The following is a 10,939-nucleotide window of genomic DNA, read 5'->3' as shown; positions in this document are numbered from 1 at the left end:
CAACGAGGGTGCGGCCGCTCATGCGCTGCCCCGCAGGAGAGTGACCGCTTCGGCGAGGGTGCCCGCAACGAGCGGTGCGGCGTCGATTTCTTCCTGCCGGGTGACCGGCGTGGGAACCAGCACGCCGGTGGCTCCCGCGGCGGCGGCCGCCTCGACGTCCGACCCGATGTCTCCGATGAAGGCAACTTCCGAAGGGTGCAGTCCCAGCCTTTCGCAGGCACGCAGGATCATGCCGGGCGCCGGCTTGCGGCAGGTGCAGCCGTCGCCGGGTCCGTGAGGGCACAGTTCCCAGACATCGAAGGGGCCAAGCACGGCCTCAACACGCTGGTTGACTGCGTCCACCTGGGCGGCCGTCAATAAACCGCGGGCAATGCCGGACTGGTTGGTGAGCACGCCCAGCGGCACTCCGGCAGCGCGAAGGCCGTCCAGCGCTTCCTGCGCTCCGGGCATCGCGACAACCTGCTCGGGGTCACCGTTGTAGGGCACATCAACCACGATGGTGCCGTCCCTGTCGAGGAGAACGGCTTTGGGCTCGCTTCTCATACAGGCACAGTTCCCTCCGAAGCACGAACCTAAACACTTCTCACCGGAGAAGTTCTTCCCGCGGGTCGGGACTCCTCTACCGCGACGGGCCAACCCGGCTTTCTGGCAGGATGAAGATCATGCTGCCTGACCCCGCCGTGGAAGCACTTGAGCCGGATGGACGCCCCGAGGTGCTGGCGCTTCGTGCACTGAAACTGGGAGACCTGCTGGTCGCGGTGCCCGCTCTGCGCGGGCTGCGGCGAGCCTTCCCGGATCACCGCATCCTGTACGCCGCGCAGTCCTGGCTCGAACCGATCGTCGGGCTCACCGGTGCAGTGGACGCGCTGCTGCCCACCCACGGGCTCGATGAGCCGCTGGCGTTGCGTCCGGGCAGGGTGGAGGTCGCGGTTAACCTCCACGGGAACGGTCCCGAAAGCCGCCGGAGGCTCGAGGCGCTGGAAGCAACACGCCGGATCGGGCATCAAGCACCCGGCTGGTCCGGCCCCGAATGGGAGGACGGTGTACATGAGAGGTATCGGTGGGCGCACCTGGTGAGTGCGCACGGCATCGAGGCAGACCCGCTGGACTATCTCCTCCGGCCGCCAGCTGTCGAAAGCCCGGCACCGGGCGCGGTTGTCATTCACGTCGGCGCGGCCTATGGGAGCCGGCTCTGGCCGGTCAAGCGGTTTGCCGACGTCGCCCGTTCCCTGTCGGATGCAGGGCACCTGGTGCTGTTGACCGGCAGCGCGGGTGAGCGTCCCCGGGCGGAGGCAGTGGCGCAGACGGCCGGGCTTCCGGACGAGCAGGTAGTGGCCGGCCGGTTGGGGTTGCTCGAGTTCGCCGCGTTGATTGCTTCAGCTGAGCTGGTCATCTCGGCGGACACGGGCGCAGCGCACCTCGCCTCGGCGTACGCGCGGCCGTCGGTGGTGCTGTTCGGTCCTGCCCCGGTAGCGGAATGGGGCCCACCGCCGGGTCCGCACCTTGTGCTCACGGACGAGTCGGTGCGCCGCGGCGAAACGTTCGCCACTGACCCGGATCCTGCGATTCTGGCGGTCACCCCGGAAGACGTTCTGCGTGCCGCAGCGGAGCTGGGTATCCGGAGCTAGACCGGCTCAGGCAATACTGGTAGCCCGGTCCGGTCCCGTCATCTTCAGAACGGGAGAGGGGTCTGCGCGGTGAGGACCGGCGTCGTCGAGAAGGCGTTTTTGCAGCTTCACGAGAGTCCGGGCAAGAAGACGTGAGACCTGCATCTGGGTCATCCCCAGCCGGCGGCCAATTCGGTCCTGAGTTTCCTCATGGAAATACCGCCGGTACAGCAGCTCCTTCTCCCGCGCAGAGAGTTCGTGAACCACAGCACGCAGGGCGAGCACGTCGTCGGTATGGGCGAACGGGTCATCCTCGGCAGGCAGAATCTCCGCCCAGCCCGGTCCCTCCGCGGACGTGTCAAGGGACTCGGGCCGCTGGCTTCCACCACAGCTCAGGGCTTCGGCCACTGTTGCCGGATCCTTCTCGAGGTGTTTGGACAGTTCGGTGAGGGAGGGCTCCCTGCCCAGGCGCTGGGCAAGCTCCGAGTCAGCCTTGGCGGCTGTCGACTTCAGGTCCTGGAGTTCCCGCGGCGGGCGGACCATCCAGCAGCAATCCCGCAGGTAGCGCTTGACTTCTCCCCGGATGGTCGGCACCGCATAGGCTGCGAAGTCGATGCCCAGCTCCGGGTCGAAGCGCTTGGCCGCCTTCATCAGGCCCAGATAGGCAACCTGGCGGACGTCGGCGGCGTCGTTGGCAAACGGAGAAAATCCGCGCGCGATTGCTTCAGCAAGATGGAGGTGCTCAAGTGCAATCTCCTCCTGCATTGCACTCAGCAGCCTGCTGTTCCCTCGGCGGTTCGCCGGAACGTTGCGGGAGCTGACACTCCGGGTGCGGGTGGCTGTGCGCATGCTTTCACCTCTTGTCGAAGAGCTGGGGCAGTTCTTCTACAGAAGAACATAAGCATGCTGACTACCGCAATGTATTTATCAGATCGTTATCTTAAAAATCTTCTCATCGTTTCTCCGCTGCGGTATTGACTACTTCTCCTTGAGCCTCTATGCGCGGGGACCTGCGGTGACGTACCGCTCGAGGTTCTCAAGCGTGCGTTCGATCGATTCCGGGTGGGCCCTCGTGAATCCCAGCAACCTGAGCACGGGCTTGCCGGGAACAGCGCGGGCGTCCCATTCCTCCGCAACCAACGTGCCGCCGTCGTGCTCCTGAAGGGTGTAGCGCCAGATATGGCGGGCAAAGTGCCGCCAGGCAATCCGCTTGCCCTCCTCGAATTCGACAACCGTGTTGAGGATTTTGTAGGGCGTCCCGATCTTCATGTCCATTCCGAAGCGGGCGCCCGGAGAGAGCCGCTCCGGGCCGTTGGGCTGAACACCTGTGACGGTGCCTGAGCCGTCAATCACGCTGTGCAACGCGGGCGTGGCGAGCACGTCGAAGATAGCGGAAGCAGGGGCGGGGATGAAGCGCTCGCGGCGGATCAGGTAAGGGGTAGCCATGTGTTCATTCTGCCCGACGCCGCCCTCGCGAAACGCCCGGACGCGTCGGGCTAACGCGAGAGCTGCTCTACCGGCTCAGGCGGGAGGCCGGCGTCTCGCTCCACCTTTGTGTCCCGCTCGATGACCGTTGACAGCGCCTTCTCGTGGACAAACGCGAGGAGTACTGCGGCGATCACACCGAGCGGTGCCATGTAGAGGAACAGCGGGGTCAGTGCGTCGTTGTAGGACTGGATGATCGGGGACTGCAGGGAGGCGGGCAGGGCGCTGACCAGCTCGGGAGTGAGCGAGTTCGCCCCTCCTTCCAGCGCAGCGCCACCCGCGGGGAGCCGCTCCAGCAGCAACTCCCCCACCCGCGCGGTGAAGAGGCTGCCCACCACCGCCGAACCCAGGGTTGCACCGATCTGGCGAAAGTAGTTGTTAGAGGCCGTCGCCGTGCCCACCACGCGGTTCGGGAACGTGTTCTGGACGATCAGCACCAGAATCTGCATGCTCAGGCCCAGCCCGGCACCCATGATGGCGATGTACACGCAGATCATCCAGACCGGCGTGGTCGGACTGATGGTTGAGAGCAGCAGCAGCGCCACAGCGACACCGAGCGATCCGACAATCGGCATCCACTTGTAGCGGCCGGTCTTGCTGACGAGAATTCCAGAGCCTGTGGAGGTCAGGATGAGCGCACCCATCATCGGGATCATGAGCAGGCCTGCGTTGGTGGCACTGGCGCCGGTCACCATCTGCAGATAGGTGGGCAGGTAGCCGATGGCGCCGAACATCGTGACACCGATCAACAGGCCGCCTGAGGTGGTGAGGACAAAGTTCCGCTCCCGGAACAGGCTCATTGGCAGGATCGGCTCCTTTGCCCGCCGCTCCACAGCGACGAACATCAGTCCCGTCACGACAGCGAGGGCAAACAGTCCAAGGATCGGCGCGGACAACCACGGATACTCGGTGCCGCCCCAGGTGCCCACAAGCACCAGCGACGTCGTTGCAATAGCGAGCAGCACCATCCCCGCGATATCCACGTGGGGATGCACCCGCTCGCGCGCGGGCAGGTGCAGGAAGAACAGCACTACAACGATGGCCAAAACACCCAGCGGCATGTTGATCCAGAACATCCACCGCCAGCCCGGACCTTCGGTGAACCAGCCGCCCAGCAGCGGACCGGCCACTGATGCGAAGGCAAACACGCCTCCCATGGCACCCATATACTTGCCGCGCTCCCGGGCAGGAACGACGTCGGCAATGATGGCCTGGGAGAGGATCATCAGCCCACCGCCGCCGAGACCCTGAACCGCGCGTCCGGCGATGAGCCATTCCATGTTCGGCGCAAGCCCGCCAACGATCGATCCCGCCATGAAGATTGCAATGGCAAAGAGCAGCAGGCTTTTACGGCCGATGAGGTCACCGAGCTTGCCGTAGATGGGCATCACGATGGTCGCAGCCAGGATGTATGCGGTGATGACCCAGAGCATCTGGTCCACTCCGTTGAGCTCACCGACAATCGTGGGCAGCGCAGTGCTGAGGATCATCTGGTTCAGGGCGGCGAGCAGCATGGAGAGCATCAGGCCGACAAAGAGCAGGAGCAGCCCTGATTCCCTGCGTGGGACGGTAGTGGTCATCGAATTTCCTCAAGAACTTCCCGAAGCAGCGCGGTGGCGCCGTCAAGAGCGGAAAACTGGTTGTCAATAGTGGGTGAATCGGCGGTTTGCTGGAACGCGTAGCGCATGGGGGCTCCAGCCACGAGGACAATCATGCGCGCCACGTCTTCAGCGGAATTTCGGCTCAGCGCCGCCTGCCAGCGACCGGAATCAGTCAGGGAGGCGGCAACGACGTCACGTACCAACTGCTCCACGCGCACGAAGTAGGCGTACCGGCGCTGGCGCAGGAACGGGTAGGCAGTGAGCACGTCGATGCGGCGGCTGGCCTCACGTTCGCCGCCCTCGGTAGAGTGCACCACGGCCATCAGCAGCCGCGAAACCTGCTCCAGCAGGTCCTGTCCGGGAGCCAAGTCTGCAATCAGCTCTTCGTCGACGCTCGGTTCCTGCAGCCCCAGGATCGCGTCTTCCTTGGTGCTGAAGTAGTTGAAGAATGTCCGTGGCGAAACCTTGGCGCTGGCGGCGATCTGCTCGACGGTGACCGCCTCCGGCCCACGTTCGAGCGTGAGGCGCGCTGCGGCGTCGTGCAGTGCGGTCCAGGTCTCGGTGCGCTTGCGTTCACGCAGCGAAATTAGTTGACTCACCGAACTATTGTGGCACAGGAAGGAATTCTGCACAACTGCAACGTTGCAGTACTGCAAGATTGCAGGTGGACCTTGAAGGTGTCTATCCCACTACTGCGCAGGAATTAAACAACGACGGCGGCCGTTCCCTTCCGTGGAGAAGGAAACGACCGCCGTCGTACAGCCTGAAAGACTACAGCGCCGCGTAAACCTCGCGCAGCAGGCGGGCAGTCTCGGACGGGGTCTTCCCCACCTTGACGCCGGCGGCCTCGAGGGCCTCCTTCTTCGCCTGGGCGGTGCCGGCGGAACCGGACACGATCGCACCTGCGTGGCCCATGGTCTTACCCTCGGGCGCAGTGAAGCCCGCGACGTAGCCGACAACCGGCTTGGTCACGTTGGCCTTGATGAACTCGGCCGCGCGCTCTTCAGCGTCGCCGCCGATTTCGCCGATCATGACGATCGCCTTGGTCTCGGGGTCCGCCTCGAATGCCTCAAGGGCATCGATGTGCGTGGTGCCGATGACCGGATCGCCGCCGATGCCGATTGCGGTGGAGAAACCGAGATCGCGCAGCTCGAACATCATCTGGTAGGTCAGCGTGCCGGACTTGGAGACCAGGCCTACACCGCCCTTGCCGGTGATGTTCGCCGGGGTGATACCAACCAGTGATTCCCCGGGGGTGATGATGCCGGGGCAGTTGGGGCCGATAATCCGGGTGATCTGCTTGCCGTTCTCGTCCACGCGGGACTGCGCCAGCGCCCAGAACTCCGCGGAGTCCTGCACGGGAACGCCCTCGGTGATGATGACGACAAGGCCGATACCGGCATCGATCGCTTCAACGACTGCGTCCTTGGTGAATGCCGGCGGCACGAAAATGATGGAGACGTCAGCGCCGGTCTCGGCGATCGCTTCCTTCACGGTGCCGAAAACGGGGAGGGTAGTTTCGCCGTGAGTGACGGTGGTTCCGGCCTTGCGGGCGTTGACGCCACCGACCACCTGCGTGCCGGCTTTCAGCATCAACGCGGTGTGCTTGGTGCCTTCGCCGCCGGTGATGCCCTGGACGATCACCTTGGAGTCTTTGTTCAGAAAGATAGACATGTGAAGTTCCTTAGTCCTGGAGTCGCGACCGGTCAGCGAGCGGCGTGAGCCAGCTCGGCGGCCTTGTCTGCGCCTTCGTCCATGGTGTCGGCGAGAGTGACCATCGGGTGGTTTGCCTCGGCGAGGATACGGCGGCCTTCTTCGACGTTGTTGCCGTCGAGGCGCACCACGAGTGGCTTGTTCTCCTTGTCGCCAAGGATTTCCAGCGCCTTAACGATGCCGTTGGCCACGGCGTCACACGCGGTGATGCCGCCGAAGACGTTCACGAATACGCTTTTAACCTGCTCGTCATTCAGGATGACGTCCAGACCTGCAGCCATGACCTCGGCAGAGGCTCCACCGCCAATATCCAGGAAGTTGGCGGGCTTGACGTTACCGTGGGCCTCGCCTGCGTAGGCAACAACGTCCAGCGTGGACATCACCAGCCCGGCTCCGTTACCGATGATGCCGACCTCGCCGTCGAGCTTGACGTAGTTGAGGTCATTCTCCTTGGCCTTGGCCTCCAGCGGATCGGTGGAGTCCTTGTCCTCGAGCTCAGCGTGACCCTTTTGGCGGAAGTCAGCGTTCTCATCGAGGGTGACCTTGCCGTCCAGGGCAAGGATCTCACCCGATCCGGTCTTCACCAGCGGGTTCACCTCAACCAGAGTGGCATCTTCCTTGGTGAAGACATCCCACAGTTTCAGAATGGTGTTCGCCACACCTTCGCGGAGCTCGGGTGCGAACCCGGCGGCATCGATGATCTCATCGGCCTTCGCGCGGTCAATGCCGGTGCCCGGATCAATGGCGATCCGCGCCAGCGCTTCGGGCCGCTCAACGGCGAGCTGCTCGATTTCCACGCCGCCCTCAACGGAGCACATGGCAAGGTAGTTCCGGTTTGCCCGGTCCAACAGCACGGAGAAGTAATACTCTTCCGCGATGTCTGCGCCCTGGGCGATCATCACCTTGTGGACTGTGTGGCCCTTGATATCCATGCCGAGGATCGCGGATGCGTGCTCGTAAGCCTCATCCGGCGTCTTGGCGACCTTGACGCCGCCCGCCTTGCCGCGGCCGCCAACCTTGACCTGCGCCTTGACGACTACGACGCCGCCAATTTTCTCAGCTGCTGCTTTTGCTTCTTCGGGGGTCTGCGCCACGATGCCGGCCAGCACGGGAACGCCGTGAGCCTCAAATAGATCGCGCGCCTGATATTCAAACAGGTCCACTTATCTAGTGTCCTTCTGCGTCGAAGTAGGTTTACACAGGGAACTCTAGTCCCTTGGCTCGGAGCGCCTTTTACAGACTAGCGGTTTCGTGAGTAAGCACACAGTTCTATGAGTTGTAGAAAAGTAACCCTTTCGGTTACCGTTCAGCGCCCTCGTCGGGTGCAATGATTTCGAACGCATCCGCCGACGCGGTGAAGCCGTGGCCGGTTTCTGACTCGACACACACCATGCCCCGGCCCGCGCTGCCGCAGCGGAAACCGTTCAGCTCAACGGCCAAGCCGTCCTCAAGAACCGGCAGGCGTGCGAGCGGGCTCTCTCCACCGTCTGAACCCGGACCCAGCTCCGCCTCCATCAGGGTCATGCCAACCCGGCATCCGCCGTACGCAACTCCCGAAGAGGTGAGCAGAACGGTCCCGCCCTTGAACCCGAGGTTGGTGCCGTGACAGTCGTCGGCGACCTCAGCAGGTTCCGGATAGCGTGCCAGTTCGCAGTACACGGCGGGCACCTCCAGCACAGCGTCATCCCGCTGCCCCCCGGAGAGCCGGGGATCCACGGGTGAATCGATGATGCCGCCCTGCTCTGTGGTAATGACGCAGTAGGTATTCCGGTTCTCGGTGAGGAAAGCTGCAGTGTCCCCGCCGTAGGTCTGAAGTTCAGACGCCGGCAGTTCCGGCATGGCGGCAAGTTCCTGCTGCGGGGCCAGCTCGGGCACGGAATCCGGTGCCGGATCACTGACCGGCACTTCCACGCACCCGCTCAGAAGCGCGCTGCCGAGGAACACCAAACCGACGACGGCGGCACGCGCCCGGGCGCGCCGCTGCACTCCCCCTCCGGCCAGCTGCACCGCCTGTGCTACCCGACCTTGGTCAGCGGAGCGTACCGGAGCAGCAGTCGCTTCTCCCCGATGTCGAACCGCACCTTGGCCACCATTTTGTCTCCGCCGCCTTCCACCGCAAGGACGGTGCCATTGCCGAAGGTCGTGTGATTAACCTTGTCTCCAGCAGAGACGGCGACAACCTCCTTCTGGGGCTGCACCCTGCCGGCCGCCTTTCCGGGCAGCCCGCGACCGGACTCGCTACCAGAGGCTGCGCCCGCACCCCAGTAGGAGCCGCTGAACCGTGGGCCGTTGATGCTCTGGCCGCCGGTCCATGCCGGCTTCGCAGCGCCCTCCCGCTTCCAGTGGATCAGTTCCTCCGGAACCTCGCCGACGAACTGGCTCGCCGGGTTGTACTGACTCTGCCCCCACAGGCTCCGGACTTCCGAGCGCGTGATGTACAGCCGCTTCCTCGCCCGGGTGAGACCTACGTAGGCGAGCCGGCGCTCCTCCGCAAGTTCCTTCGGGTCTGTCGCGGAACGCTGGTGCGGGAAAATTCCTTGTTCCATTCCGGTCAGGAAAACCACCGGGAATTCGAGTCCCTTGGCGGTGTGCAACGTCATCAGGGTCACGACGCCCTGCCGCCGGGCTTCCTCCACCGCCTTCTCCACGTCCTCCCCGGCACCGGCCGGTGCATCGGGAATCTGGTCCGCATCCGCCACCAGCGACACCTGCTCAAGGAAATCGCCCAGGGTCCCCTCCGGGTTGCCGATCTCGTATTCACGGACCACCGCAACAAGCTCGGCAAGGTTCTCCACCCGGGACTCGTCCTGTGGATCCGTGCTCGTTCGCAATTGCGCGAGGTACCCCGTCTGCTCAAGGACCGCTTCCAGAGCCGCCGAAGCACCCGATCCCGAGGCGACCTCTGCCAGGTCATCGATGAGCTTCACGAATGACGCAACCGCGTTAACCGAGCGCGTTGCCATGCCCGGAGCCTCATCCGCCCGCCGAAGGGCTTCCATGAAACTTGTGCGGTCGCGTTCGGCGAGCGCGGCAATGGCGTATTCCGCCCGGTCTCCGATGCCGCGCTTCGGTTCGTTGAGGATGCGGCGGAGGTTGACGACGTCGTCCTGGTTGGCCAGCACACGCAGGTAGGCCAGCGCGTCCTTGATCTCCTTGCGCTCGTAGAAGCGGGTGCCGCCAACCACTTTGTAGGGCAGGCCTACCCGCATCAGGATTTCCTCGATGGAGCGGGACTGCGCGTTGGTCCGGTAGAACACAGCGACGTCTCCGGGACGCAGGTTTTCCTCGTCCTGGAGCCGGTCGATCTCGTCCGCTATGAAGCGTGCTTCCTCGTGTTCATTTTCACCGACATAACCGATGATCTTCTCGCCGCTACCCTCGGCCGTCCAGAGCCGTTTCGCCGGCCGGTTCGGGTTGCGGGAGATGACTGCGTTGGCCGCATTGAGAATGTTCTGCGTGGAACGGTAGTTCTGCTCCAGCAGGATGGTACGCGCGTTCGGGTAGTCCTTCTCGAACTCCACGATGTTCCGCACATCCGCGCCACGGAAGGCATAGATGGACTGGTCGGAATCGCCCACCACCGTCAGCTCGGCAGGCTCCTCGACGTTCTCCCCCGCGACTCCCACAATCTCGCGGACCAACGCATACTGGGCGTGGTTGGTGTCCTGGTATTCATCCACGAGCACGTGGCGGAACCGCCTGCGATAGTAATCAGCCACCCCGGGGAAGGCCCGGAACATGTAGACCGTCTGAGCGATCAGGTCATCGAAGTCCATGGCGTTGGCCTGGCGGAGCCGCTGGGCATACCCCTTGTAGACCTCAGCAACAGCCTGCTCAAACGGATCGGAAGAGTTGGCGGTGGAGGCGTACTCTTCCTCGTCGATCAGCTCGTTCTTCAAAGCAGAGATCTTGTGCTGAATCGCCTTCGGTGCGAAACGCTTGGGATCGAGGTCCAGTCCCTTGGCCACCAGGGTGATGAGGCGAAGGGTGTCCGCCGAATCATAGATGGAGAAGTTCGAGTTCAAGCCGATGGACGCTGCCTCGCGGCGCAGGATCCGCACGCATGAGGAGTGGAACGTTGAGATCCACATGCGCTTGGCAACCTCACCCACCAGCCCTTCGATGCGCTCACGCATCTCCGCAGCAGCCTTGTTGGTGAACGTGATGGCGAGGATCTGGCCGGCATGGGACCTGCCCGTGGCCATCAGGAACGCGATCCGGTGACTGAGCACGCGGGTCTTTCCGGAGCCGGCTCCAGCAACGATCAGCAGGGGTGAACCGCTGTGCTTCACCGCCTCCTCCTGTTGCGGGTTCATACCCTCGAGCAGTTCGCGGGCACGCGCTTCATCGACGTGCCCGCCGCGTCGCGGATGCTCCGCCGGATCAGAGGAGGACGACGACGGCGCGCCGCGCCTTTCTGCGGCAGGTGTGCTGAGGTGCGGGTCAAAAAGCAAGTCCATGGTGCCTTTAAGTCTAGGCGCTGGCACGGACAGAACCTGTCCGCTGCTGGTCCAGGCATGGCTGTGCCCGCCG

10 protein-coding genes are annotated in these 10,939 nt (G+C 63.9%); 1 reads left to right on the top strand and 9 read right to left on the bottom strand.

Annotated features, from left to right (window positions below; all coding sequences use genetic code 11):
• Positions 1–18 precede the first annotated feature (18 nt).
• Entirely contained in the window at positions 19–543 is a 525-nt protein-coding gene (locus P4U43_RS12075; RefSeq protein WP_277358959.1) for a D-glycero-alpha-D-manno-heptose-1,7-bisphosphate 7-phosphatase, read from the bottom strand.
• A 119-nt stretch (positions 544–662) separates the two neighbouring features.
• Between P4U43_RS12075 and P4U43_RS12070 the strand changes: the two genes are divergently transcribed.
• Positions 663–1,628 carry a glycosyltransferase family 9 protein gene (locus P4U43_RS12070; RefSeq protein ID WP_277358958.1) on the top strand — a complete coding sequence of 322 codons (966 nt, stop codon included), beginning with the start codon at positions 663–665 and terminating at the stop codon, positions 1,626–1,628.
• A 6-nt stretch (positions 1,629–1,634) separates the two neighbouring features.
• On the opposite strand, the gene P4U43_RS12065 is transcribed toward P4U43_RS12070, so the two are convergent.
• The 8 genes from P4U43_RS12065 to pcrA form a co-directional block, all read right to left on the bottom strand.
• Positions 1,635–2,456: a sigma-70 family RNA polymerase sigma factor gene (locus P4U43_RS12065; RefSeq protein WP_277358957.1), complete on the bottom strand. Its 822-nt coding sequence runs from the start codon at positions 2,454–2,456 to the stop codon at positions 1,635–1,637.
• A gap of 147 nt (positions 2,457–2,603) precedes the next feature.
• Entirely contained in the window at positions 2,604–3,053 is a 450-nt protein-coding gene (locus tag P4U43_RS12060) for an SRPBCC family protein (protein ID WP_277358956.1), read from the bottom strand.
• Positions 3,054–3,103: 50 nt separating this feature from the next.
• Entirely contained in the window at positions 3,104–4,672 is a 1,569-nt protein-coding gene (locus P4U43_RS12055) for an MDR family MFS transporter (protein WP_277358955.1), read from the bottom strand.
• Positions 4,669–5,292 (bottom strand): TetR/AcrR family transcriptional regulator, encoded by a 624-nt coding sequence (locus tag P4U43_RS12050; protein WP_277358954.1) that lies wholly within the window; start codon positions 5,290–5,292, stop codon positions 4,669–4,671. Before P4U43_RS12050 ends, P4U43_RS12055 begins: the two co-directional genes overlap by 4 nt.
• A 172-nt stretch (positions 5,293–5,464) precedes the next feature.
• A complete protein-coding gene (gene sucD / locus P4U43_RS12045; protein WP_277358953.1) occupies positions 5,465–6,367 on the bottom strand; it encodes a succinate--CoA ligase subunit alpha in 903 nt (300 codons plus the stop codon).
• A gap of 32 nt (positions 6,368–6,399) precedes the next feature.
• Positions 6,400–7,569, bottom strand: coding sequence for an ADP-forming succinate--CoA ligase subunit beta (sucC, locus tag P4U43_RS12040; protein WP_056550072.1), 1,170 nt, complete (start codon positions 7,567–7,569; stop codon positions 6,400–6,402).
• A gap of 136 nt (positions 7,570–7,705) precedes the next feature.
• Entirely contained in the window at positions 7,706–8,392 is a 687-nt protein-coding gene (locus P4U43_RS12035; protein WP_277358952.1) for a hypothetical protein, read from the bottom strand.
• A gap of 29 nt (positions 8,393–8,421) precedes the next feature.
• Positions 8,422–10,866 carry a DNA helicase PcrA gene (gene pcrA, locus P4U43_RS12030; protein ID WP_277358951.1) on the bottom strand — a complete coding sequence of 815 codons (2,445 nt, stop codon included), beginning with the start codon at positions 10,864–10,866 and terminating at the stop codon, positions 8,422–8,424.
• Positions 10,867–10,939 lie beyond the last annotated feature (73 nt).

Origin of the sequence: Arthrobacter vasquezii (genome assembly GCF_029455255.1) — a bacterium.
GTDB classification, from domain to species: Bacteria; Actinomycetota; Actinomycetes; order Actinomycetales; family Micrococcaceae; genus Arthrobacter_D; species Arthrobacter_D parietis.
The sequence above is the reverse complement of the archived record's forward strand: the minus strand, read 5'-3'. Positions and strand labels throughout refer to the sequence as shown.

Coding starts and splice junctions, on each gene's coding strand:
- P4U43_RS12075 (WP_277358959.1), bottom strand. CDS start 543: ATGAGAAGCGAGCCCAAAGCCGTTCTCCTCGACAGGGACGGCACCATC.
- P4U43_RS12070 (WP_277358958.1), top strand. CDS start 663: ATGCTGCCTGACCCCGCCGTGGAAGCACTTGAGCCGGATGGACGCCCC.
- P4U43_RS12065 (WP_277358957.1), bottom strand. CDS start 2,456: ATGCGCACAGCCACCCGCACCCGGAGTGTCAGCTCCCGCAACGTTCCG.
- P4U43_RS12060 (WP_277358956.1), bottom strand. CDS start 3,053: ATGGCTACCCCTTACCTGATCCGCCGCGAGCGCTTCATCCCCGCCCCT.
- P4U43_RS12055 (WP_277358955.1), bottom strand. CDS start 4,672: ATGACCACTACCGTCCCACGCAGGGAATCAGGGCTGCTCCTGCTCTTT.
- sucD (WP_277358953.1), bottom strand. CDS start 6,367: ATGTCTATCTTTCTGAACAAAGACTCCAAGGTGATCGTCCAGGGCATC.
- pcrA (WP_277358951.1), bottom strand. CDS start 10,866: ATGGACTTGCTTTTTGACCCGCACCTCAGCACACCTGCCGCAGAAAGG.